The organism is Shinella sp. WSC3-e (assembly GCF_945994535.1).
Lineage (GTDB): Bacteria > Pseudomonadota > Alphaproteobacteria > Rhizobiales > Rhizobiaceae > Shinella > Shinella yambaruensis.
Genome location: NZ_OZ000530.1, coordinates 2914092 through 2930837, shown reverse-complemented (window position 1 = coordinate 2930837; position 16746 = coordinate 2914092). Strand labels below are relative to the sequence as shown.

Here is a 16746-nt window from a genome sequence, read left to right as displayed (position 1 = left end):
GGCCGGCCTTTTCGCCTTTGCCGGCTTTGCGGCCCTGTCCGTGCCGGACACGGCGAAAGCCGATTTTCGCGTGTGCAACGGCACGCAGAACCTCGTCGGCGTCGCTATCGGCTATCGCGCCAAGGAAGGCTGGATGACCGAGGGCTGGTGGCAGGTTCCCGCGACCACCTGCGCCACGCTGATCGAGGGCGAGCTGCAGTCGCGCTATTATTACCTCTATGCCGAAGATGCCGCCCGCGGCGGCCGCTGGACCGGCGACGTCAACATGTGCGTCGCCGAGAACGAGTTCAAGATCACCGGCGTGCAGGACTGCTTCGCCCGCGGTTTCCAGCGCATGGGCTTCAAGGAATACGACACGGGCCGACAGGGGAGCTGGATGGTGCAGCTCTCAGATACGCCAGGGACCCAGGAAAGCCAGAACTGATGAGACGGAACAGAAAAGTCAAAATCCTCGCCACGCTCGGACCCGCATCGTCCGATGAGCAGATGATCCAGAAGCTGCATGAGGCCGGGGCCGACCTGTTCCGCATCAATATGAGCCATGCCAGCCATGACGTGATGCGCACGCTGATCAGCCGCATCCGCGCCGTGGAAGCCCGTTGCGGCCGACCCATCGGCATCCTCGCCGATCTCCAGGGCCCGAAGCTGCGCGTCGGCAAGTTCGCCAACGGCTCGGAAGAGCTGAAACCCGGCCAGACCTTCACGCTCGACAACAAGGACGTGCCCGGCGACAACACGCGGGTCTTCCTGCCGCATCCGGAAATCCTCGAGGCCGTCAAGCCCGGCCATCGCCTGCTGATCGACGACGGCAAGCTGCATCTGCGTGCCGAATCGTCCGATGGCACGGCGATCGTCTGCACTGTCGTCTCAGGCACCAAGATCTCCGACCGCAAGGGCGTCAGCCTGCCCGATACGCTGCTCGGCGTCGGCGCGCTGACCGAGAAGGACCGCATCGACCTCGATGCGGTGCTGGCGACTGGCAGCGTCGACTGGGTGGCGCTCTCCTTCATCCAGCGCCCGGAGGACCTTGCCGAAGTGCGCAAGGTCGCGCGCGGCCGCGTCGGCCTGATGTCGAAGATCGAAAAGCCGCAGGCGATCGAACGCATCGACGAGATCATCGAGCTTTCCGACGCCCTCATGGTGGCGCGCGGAGACCTTGGCGTGGAAATGCCGCTGGAAGCCGTGCCGGGCCTGCAGAAGCAGCTCATCCGCGCCTGCCGCCGCGCGGGCAAGCCGGTCGTCGTCGCAACGCAGATGCTGGAATCGATGATCTCCGCTCCCGTGCCGACCCGCGCCGAGGTGTCGGACGTCGCGACCGCCGTCTTCGAAGGCGCGGACGCCGTGATGCTGTCGGCCGAATCCGCCTCGGGCGCCTATCCGGTCGAAGCCGTCTCCACCATGGCCTCGATCGCCAGCAAGGTCGAGCGGGACCCGCACTATCCGGGCATCATCTATGCCCAGCGCTCGACGCCGGAAGCCACGGGCGCGGACGCCATCTCGCTGGCCGCCCGCCAGATCGCCGAGACGCTGAAGCTGTCGGCCATCGTCTGTTACACCTCGTCGGGCACGACGGGCCTGCGCGCCGCGCGCGAGCGGCCGGACGTGCCGGTCCTGGCGCTTTCGCCGGTCATCGAGACGGCGCGCCGCCTCTCGGTCGTCTGGGGCCTGCACTGCGTCGTCACGGGCGATGCGGAGGACCTCGACGACATGGTGAACCGCGCCTGCCGCATCGTCGTCACCGAAGAATTCGGCAAGCCGGGCGACCGCATCATCATCTCGGCCGGGGTGCCGCTGCGCACGCCGGGCGCGACGAACATGCTGCGCATAGCCTATATCGGCGCTGACGGCGTCAGCGGCGTCTAGGCCTATTCTTCATGATCCCTCGCAAGGCGGGCCTCGGCCCGCCTTGCCGATTCCTGGAGGTCGCGCACCTTCCCGGCGATCTTCTCCAGTGCCTCGACGGCAAGGTCCGTCACGACATAGTCCGGCTTGTGGCCGAGATTGCGGATCCAGACGAGCTCCGATCCGGCTATGTCGCGCGCCAGCCCGCGCGAATGGATTTCCTCGTAGACCACGCCATCGGCATCGCCAGTGACGACCACCGTCGGCGCGCGGATATGCCGGTAGCGCGGCTGTATGCGGCGGACGTATTCCAGGAGATTGGCGACGTCGGCGGCGTTGTTGCGAAAGGCGTCGGGGCGCAGCACGAGGGCAGGGGCGGTCGCGGCGACATAGCCGTCGGGACGCGGATTGGGCGCGAAGACGAAGCGCGTGCCGCGGTCGATGCGCAGGAGGCCGGCGGGTAGTGCGACGATGCGGGTGAAGAGCCAGCCGATGACGGGCATCTTCGCGATGTCGTAATACCAGTCGATACCGCTGGGCCAGGGATGGGTGGCCGGCGCCAGGAAGAGAAGGCCGGCCGTCTTCTCCGGATGCTCCAGCGCGAAGCTGGCGGCGATGGCGCCGCCGAAGGAATGGCCGACGATGATCGCCCTGTCGAGCCCGCGCTTTTCCATCAGCCGTGCGATGGCGCGGGCCTGCCCGTCCGGCCAGCCGTTCTCCGGGCCGCCGCGATCGGAGTAGCCATGGCCCGGCCGGTCGAGGAAGAGCATTGCGGCGCGGCCGTCCAGCTTGTCCCGAAAGGCATGCATCTGGTCGCGCAGATTGCCGCTGGCGCCGTGGATGAAGACGAGAGGCGGCAGGTCGGCATTCATGCCGGCGGGCACCAGCACGCTGTTGAGGCTGAAGCCGCCGACATCGATCCGTTCGCCGATGTTCGGGAATTGCCGCTCGATTGCCCGTGCCTTCCAGACGGTGAAGGCGTAGCCGGCAAGCGCGAGGGCGAGAGGAAGGGTAAGGAGGGCGAGCAGCATGAAACGGAGAGGGAAGGGCAAGGACGATCCGGTTTCCGTTGAGATAGCCGATCCATGCCGTCGGCGCCATGCCGGAGACTATGTGCGCTGGCCGGTCAGCTTTTCCGCAAGGTCGCCCATTTCCTTCTGCGCCTGCCGTTCGGTCGGGTAGATGTCGAGGAATTTCTCCCAGGCCTTCATCGCCATCTCGTCCCGGCCCGACTGGGCAAGGATCGCCGCCATGCCGGCGAGCGCGCCGAAATGCCGGGGCTCGATGGCCAGCACCTGGTTGATGTCGGACATCGACTTGCGGTAGTTGCGCATCTTGAAGTGCAGCGTCGCCCGGCGGTTCCAGCCCTCGACATAGTCGGGTTTCAGGCGAATCGCTTCGTCGAGGTAGTCGAGCGCTGCGGCGTTCTTTTCCTCGGCGATGGCCTTGTCGGCCCATTGGATGAGAAGGTTGATGCTGGCGCTGCCCGAATCCTGCCATTCCCGGCGGATCTGGTCGGCGATGCCGCGAGCCTTATCCGGATTGCCTTCGCGCTTCAGCTCGCTGAAGAGCTTTTCGAGGCGCTGGGCCGGGGTCGTGAAGGCGCCGGAAGCGGGATCGACGGATGCCTTGTCCACCGTCTGCGCAAGCGCAATGGCCGGGGCGGCCCCGATCAGGACGAGGGAGAGACAGAGTGCTGCGGGCGTAAAAATGCGCATGGCGGTTATGGTAAACCGCCATGGCCGAACGTCAAATCAATATTTTTCGACCACCACGACCCGCTTGCGGGAAGGCGACCGCGACGCTTGGTCAGCCCTGGCGAGCCTTGAAGCGCGGGTTCTGCTTGTTGATGATGTAGATGCGGCCCTTACGGCGAACAAGGCGGTTCTCGCGGTGACGAGCCTTGAGCGACTTGAGCGAATTCTTGATCTTCATTTTTCTGATCCGCGTATTGCAGGGCGACTCGAGTTCGCCGGATTTCCTCAATCAAAAACGCGCCGTTTCGGGCGCGCTTTCAGGTTGGCAGGCATGTACCTTGTCACTTTTGTGCTGTCAACCATTGGCGGCGGGTTTTCCGCGGCAAGGACCGGTTTTCCAGCGTCGCTTAGTCCAGAATCTGGGTGATATGCCCCATTTTCCGACCCGGCCGGGCTTCCGTCTTGCCATAGAGATGGACGAGCACGCCGGGCCTTGCGAGCCAGACGGGGACGTCCTCGATGTCGTCGCCGACGAGATTCTGCATCACGCAATCCGAATGGCGGCGGGGATCGCCGAGCGTATGGCCGGCGACGGCGCGGATATGCTGCTCGAACTGCGAGATGACGCAGGCCGCCTCCGTCCAATGGCCGGAATTGTGCACGCGCGGCGCAATCTCGTTGGCGACGAGCCCGCCATCCGGCAGCACGAAGAACTCGACGCCGATGACGCCGACATAGTCGAGCTGGTCGAGGATGGCGCGGGCTGCCTTGCGGGCCTGGTTGGCGGTCGCCTCACCGACGCGGGCCGGCAGGGTGGAAGTGTGCAGGATGCCGTTCTGGTGGACGTTTTCCGCCGGGTCGTAGCAGGCGATGGTGCCCTCGCGGTCGCGTGCGGCGATGATGGAGATTTCCCGCTCGAACGGCACCAGGCTCTCGAGGATCAGCGGCACCCCGCCGAGCGCCTCGAAGGTGCCTTCGCGATCCTCCGCGGGCGAACGGAAGAGCCGCTGGCCCTTGCCGTCATAGCCGAGCCGGCGCGTCTTCAGGACACCGACGCCGCCGAAGCGGTCGAGCGCGTTTTCGAGGTCGGCCTGGTTGTCCACGGCGGCAAAATCGGCGGTGAGGATGCCGCAGTCGCGGATGAAGCGCTTTTCGACGAGCCGGTCCTGCGAGACCTCCAGCGCGCGCGGCGGGGGATAGACCGGGATGGCCGCGGCAAGCGCCTCGGCGGCGGAAACCGGCACGTTCTCGAATTCGTAGGTGACGACGTCTGAGACGCGGGCAAGTTCGGCAAGCGCGTCCGCATCGTCATAGGCCGCGACGATCTGGGCGTTGGCGACCTGCGCGGCCGGACAATCGGCCTGCGGTTCGAGGATGACGGTCTTGAGGTTCAGCCGGGCAGCCGCCATGGCCAGCATGCGGCCGAGCTGGCCGCCGCCGATGATGCCGATCGTGCGGACGCTCATAGCGGGCCGTCCACGGGATATTCTGCGACGGCGTTCGACTGGTTTTCCCGCCATTCATCGAGGCGGTGGGCGAGTTCCGGATCACCCAGTGCCAGCACGGCGGCGGCGAGCAGCGCGGCATTGACCGCGCCCGCCTTGCCGATGGCGAGCGTGCCGACGGGAATGCCGGCGGGCATCTGTACGATGGAGAGCAGGCTGTCCTGGCCGGACAGCGCCTTGGACTGGACCGGCACGCCGAAGACCGGCAGCGGCGTCATCGCCGCGGCCATGCCGGGCAGGTGGGCCGCGCCGCCGGCGCCGGCCACGATGACTTTGAAACCCTCCGTCTTCGCCCCGCGGGCAAAGCTGTACAGCCGGTCGGGCGTGCGGTGCGCCGAAATGATGCGGGCCTCGTAATCGACGCCGAGCGCATCGAGCGTATCGGCGGCGTTCTTCATCGTCTCCCAGTCGGACTGGCTTCCCATGATGATGGCGACGGGGGGCGTTTCTGTCGTGTCCAAGGCGTCTTTCCCGCTTTCAGGCGATGATATCGGGGATGATCTGGTCTTCCAGCTTGGAGATCTTGTCCTTGAGGACCAGCTTCTTCTTCTTCATGCGCTGGATTCTGAGGGCTTCGCAGCCGATCTGGATCATGGCGTTGATCGCGGCATCGTAGTCTTCGTGCTCCTGGCGCAGCCGTGCAACGGCAAGCCGCAATTCAGCCTGTTCCTGGTCTGCCATGCTATTTCTTTCCCCGTCGTCGGCGGTGCGGCCGAGCCGCGGTCCTCCAGCTTGTATGAAGGCTGCTCCTACCACGAAACCCCTGGTAACGGGAAGTTATCCCTTGCCACGTTTTCGCCTTCGACAAATGAAAAATGACATGGCACACTGGTTCTGTTGCAACCTGGACCACCCGGCATGCGAATGACCGGGTGCAAGCAAAAGGAAGGAACTGTCACATGACGATTGAGGCTCATCTGGCCACGCTCGAAAAGAAGCACTTCGCTCTGGAAGCCGAGCTGCACGCTGCAATGAATCAGCCGTCCTCGGAGGACCAGACGATCGCGGACATCAAGCGTCGCAAGTTGCGCATCAAGGACGAGATCGAGCGCCTTCGCGGCTCCTCTCACTGAAAAGACAGGGATTTTTCCAAAGTTACGGAAGGGGTGAGGGTCGCGGAACAGTTGGTCTGTATGGGAGGACCAGGGTAGGAGCCCATTTCGCGAAACCGCTCCCGGTACACGAAAACCTTAGATGTCGAGACGCCCTGGCCGCCAAGATGGCGCGCCGGGGCGTTCTGTCTCAGGACGGGACATCCGGCTCAGGACCAGAACTGGTCGAGCCAGAGATTGAGCCGGTCGAAGCCCCGCGCGTTGATCGCGTAGATGCGTTTCGTGCCTTGGGATTTCACGCTGACGAGATTGCATTCGAGCAGGGCCTTGAGGTGCTGCGAGACCGCCGGGCGGCTGATCGGCAGGCCTTCGGAAAGCTCGTTGACGGTGCGCGGCGCCCGGCGCAGCTCCTCCAGCAGGAACCTGCGGTTGGGGTCGGCAATCGCAGCGAAGGGGTCCGGGTGCGCCATGGGCGGACGCTATGGCAAAGCAGCATTTGCGGCAAGTTTTTTGTGCGCTGCGAAGGGCCCGACCCGGTTCAGAGAAAGGCGACCACGCCGTCATAGGCCAGCTTCGCCCCGGCGATGAGGGCCATCGCATACATGAAGGGATAGAAGACGGCGGGCTTCATGCGCTTGACGATGAAACCGCCGATGGCCGTCGCCACGATGGCGAGCGGCACGAGCGTGGCCGATATCGTCAGGTTCGTCGTGTCGAGCTGGCCGAGCGCGAAATAGGGGCCGAGCTTGATGACGTTGAGGATGGCGAAGAAGCGCACGGCCGCGCCCGTATAGTCGCGCGGCGGCAGCTTCAGCGGCAGGCTGTAGACCTGGAAGGGCGCGCCGCCGGCATGGGCGACGAAGCTGCCGTAGCCGGACAGCGTGCCGAGGAAGGCGGCGGGCAGCAGCCGGTGCGGCTTGGGCGGCACGATGTAGCCATGACGCGCGCGCCAGCCGTTGTAGAAGTAGCGGGCGACGAAGAGAACGGTGATGAGCCCGATGATAAGGCGCAGCACATCGCGCGGCACATAGGCCGATGTCGCCCAGCCGATCGCGATGCCGATGAGGGCGCCGGGCAGCAGCATCTTCAATAGCGTGCGGTCGTTGTGCTGGCGCCAGATCCAGAGCGAGACGCAATCCATCACCACGAGGATGGGCAGCAGGATGGCGGCGGCTTGCACCGGAGGAACGGCCATGGCAAGCAGCGGCACGCCCATCAGGGCCAGCGCCTCGCCCATGCCGCCCTTCGTCAGGCCGACCAGGAGGACAGCGGGGACGGCGGCATAGTAGATGGCGGGGTCGATGGACATGGAGGGCGATTGATCCTGTTCGTCCTTCCGTCTATCCGCTTTGATCTGTTATGACGAGCCCGAGTGCCGTATTCTAAGGAAGTTCATCCATGTCCGATGCCGAAACCCGCTGCCGCCTGGTGCTGATCCTGCCCGAGGGCGAGGACCTTTCCGCCCGCGCCGCGATGCTGGAAGGCGCGCTGAAGGGCGGTGATGTCGCCTCGGTGATCCTGCCGCAATACGGGCTGGACGACGGCCAGTTCCAGAAACACGCCGAAACCCTGGTGCCGATCGTCCAGCAGGCGGGCGCCGCGGCGCTCGTTGCGGGCGATACCCGCGTTGCCGGCCGGGCGAAGGCCGACGGCATCCATGTCGCCGGGGGACTCGAAGAGCTCGGCGAAACGATCGAGAAGTTCACGCCGAAGCTCATCGTCGGCGGCGGCAACGCGACGGACCGGCACAGGGCGCTGGAGATCGGCGAGGTGCAGCCGGACTATATCTTCTTCGGCAAGATCGGCGGCGACATCAAGCCGGAGGCGCATCCGAAGAACCTCGCGCTTGCCGAATGGTGGGCCTCGATGGTGGAGATTCCCTGCATCGTGCTCGGCGGCACGGATCCGCACTCCGCATTGGCCGCGGCCGAGACCGGCGCGGAGTTCGTGGCCCTCGACAGGGCGGTCTTCGCCGATCCGGCGCAGGCCCCGCACGTGGTGGCGGCCGTCAATGCTCTTCTTGACGAAAAAGCGCCACGGTTTGAGCAATAGTAGGCGCTCATGATCAGGGCCGTTCTCATCCAAGCTTGCCGTATCGTGCCGGTGGCGCTTCTCGCCGCGGGCGTCCTCGTTGCCGTGCCCGCCTCGGCGGAAACGGCGAAGAAGGGACCGTCCGTGACGGCGGGCAGTGCGGCAAACGCCACCGCGGACCCGGCGGGCGAGATCGAGCCCGCTATCGCCGACGACCAGTCCGCCACGAAAACGGACGCGGAAAAAGACAAGCCTGCCGACGGTCCGTCGACCGGCCTTTCCGTGCTCGACCGTATGGGCGCCGACCTGCCGGCGCTGCCGGAGGAAAAGCCCTTCACCGGCAAGATCGACGAGGCCTATGGCGCCTTCCAGCGTGGCCGCTACCTGACGGCGATGGAGCTGGCCCTGCCGCGTGCGCAGCTTGGCGACCCGGCCGCGCAGACGCTGGTGGCCGAAGTCCTCGACCGCGGCCTCGGCGTCAAGCGGAACCGCGAGCAGGCCATGTTCTGGTACGAGCAGGCCGCCAATGGCGGCGATCCTACCGGCATGTTCAAATATGCGATCCTGCTGATGGAGCGCTCGCGCTCGAAGGAGGACCGCGCCAAGGCCGACGAGCTGATGAAGAAATCGGCCGATCTCGGCAATGCCTCCGCGCAGTTCAATTACGCGCAGGTTCTTGTGGCCGATTCCCCGGGGGAGAAGGGCCTGCGCGCGGCGCTGCCCTACTACGAGAAATCCGCCGAACAGGGCATTGCGGATGCGCAATATGCCGTCTCGCAGATCTATGTCAGCCTGAAGGGCCTGCCGGAGGAGAAGACGAGGCGCGCCAGGGAATGGCTGCTGCGTGCCGCACGCGCCGGCTTCGACACGGCCCAGCTCGACCTCGGCATGTGGCTGGTCAACGGCACGGGCGGCGAGCGTGACTACGAGGCCGGCTTCAATTGGCTGAAGCGGGCGGCCGGCGGCGGCAATGCCGTGGCCCAGAGCAAGCTCGCCCAGCTCTACATCCACGCCATCGGCACCCGGCCCGATCCGGTCGAGGCGGCCAAATGGTTCGTTCTCGCCCGTCGCGCCGGGCTCAACGATCCCTCGCTCGAAGACTTCTATCTCGGCCTCAGCGACGCGCAGCAGAAGGCGGCGATCGACGCGGCCAACAAGTATCGCTCAGGCTCCTGAGGCCGCCCCCGTTTACCCTTTGCAGCATCGGGGGCCCTGCATTGCAGCCGACGCAGGGGCCTGAGGCTTGAAACTTCGGGGGATTTGTGGTTTTGAGGCCGCATATTCCGGACCCGGCGCGTTTCGCGCCGCGGCTCTGCCGTTCCGAAGCGCCGGACACTCCCGAAGGATTTTTGCTACATGGCTCGTTCAGCTCTTCTCAACGTCATGGTTCAGGCCGCCTTCAAGGCCGGCAAGTCGCTCGCGCGCGATTTCGGCGAGGTGCAGAACCTGCAGGTCTCGCTGAAGGGCCCGGGCGACTACGTTTCGCAGGCCGACCGCAAGGCGGAAAAGCTGATCCGCGAGGATCTGATGAAGGCCCGTCCGACCTACGGCTTCCTCGGCGAGGAATCCGACGAGATCATCGGCACCGACGGCGCACACCGCTGGATCGTCGATCCGCTCGACGGCACGACCAACTTCCTGCACGGCATTCCCTGTTTTGCGATCTCCATCGCGCTGGAGCGGAACGGCGAGATCGTCGCCGCCGTCGTGCTGAACCCGGCGACGGACGAGCTGTTCACCGCCGAACGCGGCGGCGGTGCCTTCCTCAATGACCGGCGCCTGCGCGTGGCGGCCCGCAAGAACCTGTCGGATGCCGTCATCGGCTGCGGCGTCCCGCATCTCGGCCGCGGCAACCATGGCAAGTTCCTCATCGAGCTGCGCCATGTGATGGGCGAAGTCGCCGGCATGCGCCGCCTCGGCTCGGCCTCGCTCGATCTCGCCTATGTCGCCGCCGGTCGTTTCGACGGTTTCTGGGAGCGCGACCTCGCGCCGTGGGACCTGGCGGCCGGCATTCTCCTGATTCGCGAGGCGGGCGGCTACGCAACCGACCTTGCCGGCGGCAGTGCCATGCTCGACACCGGCACGGTCGTCGCCGGCAACGAATATATCCACAAGGCGCTCAGCGAAGTCGTGCACCGTCCGGTGCCGACGCGCTAAGACCCGGAAATGGGCGGCGCATTCCGCGCCGCTGTTGCCGCTAAGCCCTTCAATTCGGCGCAATCTTCCTCTAGTCTCCCGCCCGACGAGGAAGCGGAGAGACGACGATATGGCGAAGCTTGGGCTGTCGGGCTGGGGAGGGTCGCCCGGGACTGCGGAGGATTATCCGCACAAACTCTCAAGCCCCATGGCCTTCTTCTGGACGATGGTGATCTTCCTCATCATCGTCGGCTTCGTGGCCGCCATCCTCTTCCGCCAGGCGCAATCGGCCTTCCTCAGCAATCCGGGCCTCAACGGCCTCATCCTCGGCGTGCTGCTGATCGGCATCCTCCTGGTCTTCAACCATGTGCTGGCGCTGAGGCCGGAAGTGCGCTGGTTCAATTCCTTCCGCGCCGCCGGCAGCGCCGAGAAGGTCGGGCGCGATCCCGTGCTGCTCGCGCCGATGCGCGCGCTGATCGGCCGGCGGCACTCCGTGGCGCTCTCGGCCACCGCGCTGCGCTCGATCCTCGATTCCATCGCGACCCGCCTCGACGAATCGCGCGATACGTCCCGCTACCTCATCGGCCTTCTCGTCTTCCTCGGCCTTCTCGGTACCTTCTGGGGCCTTCTCGGCACAATCGGCTCGATCAGCCAGGTCATCCAGTCGCTCGATGCTGGCGGCGGCACCGCGAATGACATTCTCAACGCCCTGAAGGAAGGCCTTTCCGCGCCGCTAGACGGCATGGGCACCGCCTTCTCCACCTCGCTCTTCGGCCTGTCCGGTTCGCTGATCCTCGGCTTCCTCGACCTGCAGGCAGGCCGTGCGCAGAACCGTTTCTATACGGAGCTGGAGAACTGGCTCTCCTCCGTCACCGATGTCGGCCCGGAACTGCAGCCGGTCGTCGACATGGCGGCCAGTTCCTCCACCGACGTGCAGGCCCTCGCCCAGCAGATCCTGAAGCTGGCGCAGGAGGGCGGCGGCGGCCGTTCGACGGCGGCCATGGCGAGCCTTGCCGAGGGCATCCAGGGCCTCGTGAAGAACATGCGCAGCGAGCAACAGATGCTGCGCGACTGGATCGAGGCGCAGCAGGAGGAATCGAAGGCCCTGCGCCGCACGCTCGACCGGCTTGCCGCCCGCAGCGGGGAGAAGAACGTCGAGCGCCTGCCTGAGCGCGCGACGGAAAAAGCCCAAAAGGCCGGGGGCGAATAGGGATGGCGCTCGCCCGCAATCGGCGCAGCCAGCGCGCGGTCGACTACTGGCCGGGCTTCGTCGATGCGCTGTCGACGCTGCTGCTCGCCATCATGTTCCTGCTCACGGTCTTCGTGCTGGCGCAGTTCTTCCTGAGCCGCGAGATTTCCGGCAAGGACGACGTGCTCAACCGGCTGACGAGCCAGATCAACGAGCTGACCCAGCTCCTGGCGCTTGAAAAGAGCGGCAAGCAGGACCTCGAGGATGCGCTCGTCAATCTCCAGGCCTCGCTTGCCCAGTCGGAAAGCGATCGCACCCGCCTCCAGCAACTGCTCGACAGCGGCGCCGGCGCTTCGGATGCCGCCAATGCCCGCGTCACGACGCTGGAGGGCGAGCTCGATTCGGAAAAGCAGGTCAGCGCGCGGGCCATGAGCCAGATCGAGCTGCTCAACCAGCAGATCGCGGCGCTGCGCAGCCAGATCGCCGCCGTCGAGGAGGCGCTGCAGGCTTCCGAGGCCAAGGACCAGTCCTCGCAGGCGAAGATCGCCGATCTCGGCCGCCGCCTCAATGTTGCGCTGGCGCAGCGTGTGCAGGAGCTCAACCGGTACCGCTCCGACTTCTTCGGGCGCCTGCGCGAGATTCTTTCCGACCGGGAAAACATCCGCATCGTCGGCGACCGTTTCGTCTTCCAGTCGGAGGTGCTCTTCCCCTCGGGCGGCAGCGATCTGAACGAGGCGGGGCAGGCGGAGATGGGCAAGCTCGCCACTGCGCTGCTCGATCTCGCGCGGGAGATTCCCTCCGAGATCAACTGGGTGCTGCGCGTCGACGGCCATACGGACAACGTGCCGCTTTCCGGCACGGGCCGCTACCGCGACAACTGGGAGCTTTCCTCCGCCCGCGCGACGTCGGTCGTCAAGTTCCTGATCTCCAGGGGCGTGCCGGCCAACCGGCTGGTCGCGGCGGGTTTCGGCGAGTTCCAGCCGATCACGGAAGGCAGCGACGATGCGGCGCGGGCAACCAACCGCCGCATCGAGCTGAAACTCACCGAAAGATAACTCAGTCCATCTGGATGTTGGCGCCCTCGACCACCGGCTTCCATTTGGCAAGCTCTTCCGTGACGTGCTTGCCCAGCTCCTCCGGCGTCGAGCCGACGATGGTGGCGCTGAACTCCTTCATGCGTTCGGCGACGGCGGGGTCCTTCAGCGCCGCATTCGCCGCCTCGTTCAGCTTCGCGACGACCTCGCCCGGCGTGCCGGCCGGGGCGAAGAGCGCGTTCCACGTGTAGGTCTCGTAGCCGGGAATGCCCGATTCGGCGACCGTCGGCACATCCGGGAAGGAGGCTGCACGCTCCTTCGTGGTGACGGCGAGCGCGCGCAGCGTGCCGGCCTTGATGTGGCCGGAGGAGGAGGGCAGGTTGTCGAACATGATCGGGATCTGGTTGCCGATCACGTCGTTCAGCGCCGGGCCGGAGCCCTTGTAGGGCACGTGCTGCATGCTGACGCCCGCCATCGACTTGAAGAGCTCGCCGGAGAGGTGCAGCGGCGTGCCGTTGCCGGAGGAGGCATAGCTGTAGCCGTCCGGATCGGCCTTCAGCAGCGCCAGCAGTTCCTCGACGGTCTTTGCCGGCAATTCGGGGTTCACCACCAGCACGTTCGGCACGATGACGAGCAGCGAGACCGGCGCGAAGTCCTTCTCCGCATCGTAGGGCTTGGTCTTGAGGATCAGCGGGTTCAGGGCGTGTGTCGCGACGGTCGCCATCAGGATCGTGTAGCCGTCCGGCTCGGCGCGTGCCACGCGGTCGGCGCCGAGGCTGCCGCCCGCGCCGCCGACATTTTCCACGACGATCTGCTGGCCGAGGATATCGCCCATCTTCTGCGCGATGATGCGCGCGACGACATCCGTCGAGCCGCCGGCGGCGAAAGGCACGACGAGCGTGATCGTCCGGTCGGGGAATTGCTGGGCGCTGGCGGGCAGGCCGAGTGCCAGAGATGCGAGCACGGTGGTGCCGAGGGCCACGAGGGTCCGGCGGGTGAGCGTCGAAAATGTCACGTTGTTTCCTCCCGAGGTGACGTGAAGTCCGCCCCCTCAGGATAGGGCGCCCGGCCCGTCAGGCAAGAGCCGGCGTTCAGCCGACGGCGCGGTCCTCTCCAAGGAAGGCCTGGCCGCCATGATCGAACTGCAGGCGCGCGAGGCGGGCGTAGAGCCCGTCCTGCCGGATGAGCGACTGGTGGGTGCCTTCCTCGACGATGCGGCCTGCCTCCATGACCAGGATGCGGTCGGCCTTCAGCACGGTGGCGAGACGGTGGGCGATGACGATCGTCGTGCGCTTGCCCATCTGGCCGTCGAGGGCCTTCTGGACGAGCGTCTCGCTTTCCGCGTCGAGGGCGGAGGTCGCCTCGTCGAGAAGCAGCAGCGGGGCGTCCTTGAGGATGGCGCGGGCGATGGCGATGCGCTGACGCTGGCCGCCCGACAGCGTGACGCCGCGTTCGCCGACCATGGTGTCATAGCCCCTATCGAGCCGTTCGATGAACTCTTCCGCCTGCGCCGCCCTTGCGGCGGCCCGCACGGCCTCGTCGCTGACGCCGGACATGCCGAAGGCGATGTTGTCGCGGATGGTCGCTGCGAAGATGGTGACGTCCTGCGGCACGAGCGCGATGCGGCGGCGCAGCTCGTGCGGATCGGCTGCACGAAGATCGACGCCGTCGAGAAGCACGGTGCCGGCATCGGGATCATAGAAGCGCAGCACCAGCGAGAGGATCGTGCTTTTGCCGGCGCCGGAAGGGCCGACGATGGCAACGGTCTCGCCGTGCTTCACCGCAAAGGTCAGGCCGTTGATACTGCGATAGCCGGGACGGGCAGGGTAGGCGAAATGCACATCATTGAAGGTCAGGTCACCGCGCGCGGGCAGCGGCAGGGCCACGGGGTTCGCGGGCGCGGTGATCGCCGGCGGCTCTTCCAGGAGCTCGGTCAGGCGCTCGGCTGCACCGGCGGCCTGCGAAAGCTCGCCCCAGACTTCCGACAGCGCGCCGAGGCTGCCGGCGGCAAAGACCGCATAGAGCAGGAACTGGCCGAGCGTGCCGGCCGAAAGCGTGCCCGACAGCACGTCGCGGGCGCCGAACCAGAGCACGGCGACGACCGAGCCGAAGATCATGGCAATGGCAAAGCCGGTCAGCAGCGAGCGGGCGCGAATGGCGGAGCGTGCGGCGCCATAGGCCTGCTCGACCGCGCCGAAGAAGCGGGCGCGGGCGGCGTCTTCCGCATTGAAGGCCTGCAGCGTGCGCGTGGCGCCGATCGCCTCGCCAGCATAGGCGGAGGCGGCCGCCAGCGTGTCCTGCGCCTCGCGCGAGCGGCGGCGCACCGAGCGGCCGAAGGCGACGAGCGGGAAGACGATGATGGGAATGGCGGCGATGACGAGGCTGGAGAGCTTCGGGCTGGTATAGACCATCATGGCGATGGCGCCGAGACAGAGGATGAGGTTGCGCAGCGCGACGGAGGCGGTGGCGCCGACGGCGGACTTGATCTGCGTCGTATCGGCCGTCAGCCGCGAGACGATCTCGCCGGACTGGTTGACGTCGAAGAAGGCGGGCGAGAGCTTCGTCACATGGGAAAAGACGTCGCGGCGCAGGTCTGCCACGATGCGCTCTCCGAGCGTGATGACGAAGTAGTAGCGCATGGCGCTCGCCAGCGCGAGCAGGCCGGCCAGCGCGAACAGCATCGTGAAGTAGGTGTTGATGAAACCCGCATCGGCGCCGGAAAAGCCGTGGTCGATCATGCGGCGCACGGCGAGCGGCAGGGCGAGCGTGGTGACGGCGGCCATGACGAGCGCTGCCAGCGCCCCGGCGACGAGGCCGCGATAGCGACTGATATAGGGAGCAAGCCTGCCCAGCGGACGAATGTTGCGGCGCGCCGATTTTTCCTGCGCGCCCTTCTCTCTGTCTGTGGACACCATACCCCCGTTTCCAGCGCCTTCAGGCACGAATTGTCTTTCGGCTCTTGTTATCCGGACGGCCTTCCTGTATAGGCTCGCCATCGAATTGGGAAGCCGTAGGTCCGACCGACCGCGGCTTCATTTACGTCTTTGGCCCCGCTGTCGCAATCCATTGCGACAATTGGCCCCCGGAACAGGCAGGAAAGTTGTCATGAAGGCTGATATTCATCCCGCATACCACACCATCAAGGTCGTGATGACCGACGGCACCGAGTACGAAACCCGTTCGACCTGGGGTTCGGAAGGCGCGACGATGAACCTCGAAATCGACCCGAAGTCCCATCCGGCCTGGACCGGCGGCAACCAGCAGCTCATGGACCGCGGCGGCCGCGTCTCCAAGTTCAAGAAGCGCTTCGAAGGCCTCGGCCTCTAATCCGCCTGCTTCGGAAGAGTTTGAGAAACCCGGCTTCGGCCGGGTTTTTTGTTGCTTACGGCGCGGGATGATCGCCCCTCACCTGCCTGCCGGCATCCTCTCCCCGCAAGCGGGGCGAGGAAGGCTGGCGTGCCGTTTTCCCACAATCGCTTACCTGCAGAGGCAGGGAAACCGGCGCGACACCCCCTTCTCCCCGCCTGCGGGGAGAAGGTCCCGGCAGGGGGATGAGGGGCGGGCCTCCGTTGCAAACAAAAAACCCGGCCGAAGCCGGGTTGTCTCGTGTGATGCGCTTGCGGCTGCTCAGTTGCTGCCGAAGGCCGTCTGCAACAGGTTGATCTGGGCCTGGACGCTGTTCTGGTTGTCGGGCGCGAAGGTCTGGACGTCCTGCGGGCGATAGATCTCGCGGTCGAGCAGGGCGATGCGGTTCTGCAGGCGCAGCGAGCGTTCGATGAGGTCGCGGAAGGCTTCCGGCAGGTCGTTCCAGCCGGGCGCGGTCTTGTCGACGTTGAAGCTGTCGAGGCGGACCTTGTTCTTTTCCGAAAGCACCTGGTCTCGGCTCATCTCGCCATTGTTGACGGCGCGCTGCAGGAGCAGCCAGGAGGCCATCTGCATCAGGCGGGTGGTGAGGCGCATCGATTCGGCCGCATAGAGCACCGAGGCCATGCGGGGCAGCACCTTGGAGGCCTGGCGGCCGACGCCGTCCAGATAGCTCGCGGTCTCCTCGACCAGACCCATGCCCTCGGCGTACAGGGACTTGAATTGCGCCGACGCCGCAACGTGGCCAGCGAAGCTGACGGTATTCAATCCTCTTTCGGACATGGTTTCATCCCTGTTGAACGCATCACATGCAGGTAACGGAAGGTCGGCCTGCGGTGTTCCAATCGGCCGGTCTGTGTCGTGAGGATGATCCCATAACCCAATTCGCGCAAGGGT

Annotated in this window: 20 protein-coding genes; 9 read left to right on the top strand and 11 right to left on the bottom strand. The window is 65.9% G+C overall.

Annotated elements, in window-relative coordinates; translation table 11 throughout:
• The first annotated feature begins 34 nt into the window (after window positions 1-34).
• Together AABF56_RS14590 and pyk are read left to right on the top strand one after the other, a co-directional pair.
• Entirely contained in the window at window positions 35-424 is a 390-nt protein-coding gene (locus AABF56_RS14590; protein ID WP_306414950.1) for a DUF1036 domain-containing protein, read from the top strand.
• Window positions 424-1863 (top strand): pyruvate kinase, encoded by a 1440-nt coding sequence (pyk, locus tag AABF56_RS14585; RefSeq protein WP_272806467.1) that lies wholly within the window; start codon window positions 424-426, stop codon window positions 1861-1863. The genes AABF56_RS14590 and pyk overlap by 1 nt, the downstream gene beginning before the upstream one ends.
• A gap of 2 nt (window positions 1864-1865) precedes the next feature.
• On the opposite strand, the gene AABF56_RS14580 is transcribed toward pyk, so the two are convergent.
• The 6 genes from AABF56_RS14580 to AABF56_RS14555 all read right to left on the bottom strand — a co-directional run bounded on the left by AABF56_RS14580 (window position 1866) and on the right by AABF56_RS14555 (window position 5725).
• Window positions 1866-2873, bottom strand: coding sequence for an alpha/beta fold hydrolase (locus tag AABF56_RS14580; RefSeq protein ID WP_272807514.1), 1008 nt, complete (start codon window positions 2871-2873; stop codon window positions 1866-1868).
• Between the two features lie 78 nt (window positions 2874-2951).
• Window positions 2952-3560, bottom strand: coding sequence for a hypothetical protein (locus tag AABF56_RS14575; protein WP_443021124.1), 609 nt, complete (start codon window positions 3558-3560; stop codon window positions 2952-2954).
• A 91-nt stretch (window positions 3561-3651) separates the two neighbouring features.
• The gene (ykgO, locus tag AABF56_RS14570; RefSeq protein WP_024271182.1) at window positions 3652-3777 is read right to left on the bottom strand and encodes a type B 50S ribosomal protein L36; all 126 of its coding nucleotides are present in this window, start codon (window positions 3775-3777) and stop codon (window positions 3652-3654) included.
• 169 nt (window positions 3778-3946) lie between these two features.
• Window positions 3947-5005, bottom strand: a complete 1059-nt coding sequence (locus AABF56_RS14565) for a 5-(carboxyamino)imidazole ribonucleotide synthase (RefSeq protein ID WP_272806466.1) — start codon at window positions 5003-5005, stop codon at window positions 3947-3949.
• Complete coding sequence (purE, locus tag AABF56_RS14560; RefSeq protein WP_272807512.1) at window positions 5002-5469, bottom strand: 5-(carboxyamino)imidazole ribonucleotide mutase; 468 nt, start codon at window positions 5467-5469, stop codon at window positions 5002-5004. The genes AABF56_RS14565 and purE overlap by 4 nt, the downstream gene beginning before the upstream one ends.
• A gap of 52 nt (window positions 5470-5521) precedes the next feature.
• Complete coding sequence (locus tag AABF56_RS14555) at window positions 5522-5725, bottom strand: YdcH family protein (protein WP_244768304.1); 204 nt, start codon at window positions 5723-5725, stop codon at window positions 5522-5524.
• A gap of 218 nt (window positions 5726-5943) precedes the next feature.
• Between AABF56_RS14555 and AABF56_RS14550 the strand changes: the two genes are divergently transcribed.
• Window positions 5944-6117: a YdcH family protein gene (locus AABF56_RS14550; protein ID WP_064496056.1), complete on the top strand. Its 174-nt coding sequence runs from the start codon at window positions 5944-5946 to the stop codon at window positions 6115-6117.
• 188 nt (window positions 6118-6305) lie between these two features.
• Here the strand turns inward: AABF56_RS14550 and AABF56_RS14545 are convergent, their stop codons facing one another.
• Together AABF56_RS14545 and AABF56_RS14540 are read right to left on the bottom strand one after the other, a co-directional pair.
• Window positions 6306-6566 (bottom strand): ArsR/SmtB family transcription factor, encoded by a 261-nt coding sequence (locus tag AABF56_RS14545; RefSeq protein ID WP_272806465.1) that lies wholly within the window; start codon window positions 6564-6566, stop codon window positions 6306-6308.
• A 68-nt stretch (window positions 6567-6634) separates the two neighbouring features.
• A complete protein-coding gene (locus tag AABF56_RS14540) occupies window positions 6635-7405 on the bottom strand; it encodes a sulfite exporter TauE/SafE family protein (RefSeq protein ID WP_272806464.1) in 771 nt (256 codons plus the stop codon).
• An 89-nt stretch (window positions 7406-7494) separates the two neighbouring features.
• Here AABF56_RS14540 and AABF56_RS14535 point away from each other — a divergent pair, with 89 nt between their 5' ends.
• The 5 genes from AABF56_RS14535 (at window position 7495) to AABF56_RS14515 (ending at window position 12507) form a co-directional block, all read left to right on the top strand.
• Window positions 7495-8148, top strand: coding sequence for a thiamine phosphate synthase (locus AABF56_RS14535; RefSeq protein ID WP_272806463.1), 654 nt, complete (start codon window positions 7495-7497; stop codon window positions 8146-8148).
• A 9-nt stretch (window positions 8149-8157) separates the two neighbouring features.
• The gene (locus AABF56_RS14530; RefSeq protein WP_272806462.1) at window positions 8158-9303 is read left to right on the top strand and encodes a tetratricopeptide repeat protein; all 1146 of its coding nucleotides are present in this window, start codon (window positions 8158-8160) and stop codon (window positions 9301-9303) included.
• Between the two features lie 180 nt (window positions 9304-9483).
• Window positions 9484-10284: an inositol monophosphatase family protein gene (locus AABF56_RS14525; RefSeq protein WP_272806461.1), complete on the top strand. Its 801-nt coding sequence runs from the start codon at window positions 9484-9486 to the stop codon at window positions 10282-10284.
• A 109-nt stretch (window positions 10285-10393) separates the two neighbouring features.
• Entirely contained in the window at window positions 10394-11473 is a 1080-nt protein-coding gene (locus tag AABF56_RS14520; protein ID WP_272806460.1) for a MotA/TolQ/ExbB proton channel family protein, read from the top strand.
• Window positions 11474-11475: 2 nt separating this feature from the next.
• Entirely contained in the window at window positions 11476-12507 is a 1032-nt protein-coding gene (locus tag AABF56_RS14515) for a peptidoglycan -binding protein (protein WP_272806459.1), read from the top strand.
• Between the two features lies 1 nt (window position 12508).
• Here AABF56_RS14515 and AABF56_RS14510 read toward each other — a convergent pair whose 3' ends face one another.
• Both AABF56_RS14510 and AABF56_RS14505 read right to left on the bottom strand, forming a co-directional pair.
• Window positions 12509-13501 carry a Bug family tripartite tricarboxylate transporter substrate binding protein gene (locus tag AABF56_RS14510; RefSeq protein WP_272806458.1) on the bottom strand — a complete coding sequence of 331 codons (993 nt, stop codon included), beginning with the start codon at window positions 13499-13501 and terminating at the stop codon, window positions 12509-12511.
• 76 nt (window positions 13502-13577) lie between these two features.
• Window positions 13578-15401, bottom strand: a complete 1824-nt coding sequence (locus AABF56_RS14505) for an ABC transporter transmembrane domain-containing protein (RefSeq protein WP_272806457.1) — start codon at window positions 15399-15401, stop codon at window positions 13578-13580.
• Between the two features lie 190 nt (window positions 15402-15591).
• On the opposite strand from AABF56_RS14505, the gene rpmE reads away from it, so the two are divergent.
• Complete coding sequence (gene rpmE, locus AABF56_RS14500) at window positions 15592-15813, top strand: 50S ribosomal protein L31 (RefSeq protein WP_023516320.1); 222 nt, start codon at window positions 15592-15594, stop codon at window positions 15811-15813.
• Between the two features lie 300 nt (window positions 15814-16113).
• On the opposite strand, the gene rcdA is transcribed toward rpmE, so the two are convergent.
• On the bottom strand, window positions 16114-16632 hold the full coding sequence (rcdA, locus tag AABF56_RS14495) for a protease adaptor protein RcdA (protein WP_272806456.1): 519 nt from the start codon (window positions 16630-16632) through the stop codon (window positions 16114-16116).
• Window positions 16633-16746 lie beyond the last annotated feature (114 nt).

Excerpts from the sequence above, each read along its gene's own strand:
- AABF56_RS14545 (WP_272806465.1), bottom strand. The coding sequence starts at position 6,566 with ATGGCGCACCCGGACCCCTTCGCTGCGATTGCCGACCCCAACCGCAGG.
- AABF56_RS14550 (WP_064496056.1), top strand. The coding sequence starts at position 5,944 with ATGACGATTGAGGCTCATCTGGCCACGCTCGAAAAGAAGCACTTCGCT.
- AABF56_RS14540 (WP_272806464.1), bottom strand. The coding sequence starts at position 7,405 with ATGTCCATCGACCCCGCCATCTACTATGCCGCCGTCCCCGCTGTCCTC.
- AABF56_RS14555 (WP_244768304.1), bottom strand. The coding sequence starts at position 5,725 with ATGGCAGACCAGGAACAGGCTGAATTGCGGCTTGCCGTTGCACGGCTG.
- AABF56_RS14525 (WP_272806461.1), top strand. The coding sequence starts at position 9,484 with ATGGCTCGTTCAGCTCTTCTCAACGTCATGGTTCAGGCCGCCTTCAAG.
- AABF56_RS14530 (WP_272806462.1), top strand. The coding sequence starts at position 8,158 with ATGATCAGGGCCGTTCTCATCCAAGCTTGCCGTATCGTGCCGGTGGCG.
- rpmE (WP_023516320.1), top strand. The coding sequence starts at position 15,592 with ATGAAGGCTGATATTCATCCCGCATACCACACCATCAAGGTCGTGATG.
- AABF56_RS14565 (WP_272806466.1), bottom strand. The coding sequence starts at position 5,005 with ATGAGCGTCCGCACGATCGGCATCATCGGCGGCGGCCAGCTCGGCCGC.
- AABF56_RS14515 (WP_272806459.1), top strand. The coding sequence starts at position 11,476 with ATGGCGCTCGCCCGCAATCGGCGCAGCCAGCGCGCGGTCGACTACTGG.
- AABF56_RS14505 (WP_272806457.1), bottom strand. The coding sequence starts at position 15,401 with ATGGTGTCCACAGACAGAGAGAAGGGCGCGCAGGAAAAATCGGCGCGC.
- purE (WP_272807512.1), bottom strand. The coding sequence starts at position 5,469 with ATGGGAAGCCAGTCCGACTGGGAGACGATGAAGAACGCCGCCGATACG.
- AABF56_RS14535 (WP_272806463.1), top strand. The coding sequence starts at position 7,495 with ATGTCCGATGCCGAAACCCGCTGCCGCCTGGTGCTGATCCTGCCCGAG.
- pyk (WP_272806467.1), top strand. The coding sequence starts at position 424 with ATGAGACGGAACAGAAAAGTCAAAATCCTCGCCACGCTCGGACCCGCA.
- ykgO (WP_024271182.1), bottom strand. The coding sequence starts at position 3,777 with ATGAAGATCAAGAATTCGCTCAAGTCGCTCAAGGCTCGTCACCGCGAG.
- AABF56_RS14520 (WP_272806460.1), top strand. The coding sequence starts at position 10,394 with ATGGCGAAGCTTGGGCTGTCGGGCTGGGGAGGGTCGCCCGGGACTGCG.
- AABF56_RS14575 (WP_443021124.1), bottom strand. The coding sequence starts at position 3,560 with ATGCGCATTTTTACGCCCGCAGCACTCTGTCTCTCCCTCGTCCTGATC.
- rcdA (WP_272806456.1), bottom strand. The coding sequence starts at position 16,632 with ATGTCCGAAAGAGGATTGAATACCGTCAGCTTCGCTGGCCACGTTGCG.
- AABF56_RS14580 (WP_272807514.1), bottom strand. The coding sequence starts at position 2,873 with ATGCTGCTCGCCCTCCTTACCCTTCCTCTCGCCCTCGCGCTTGCCGGC.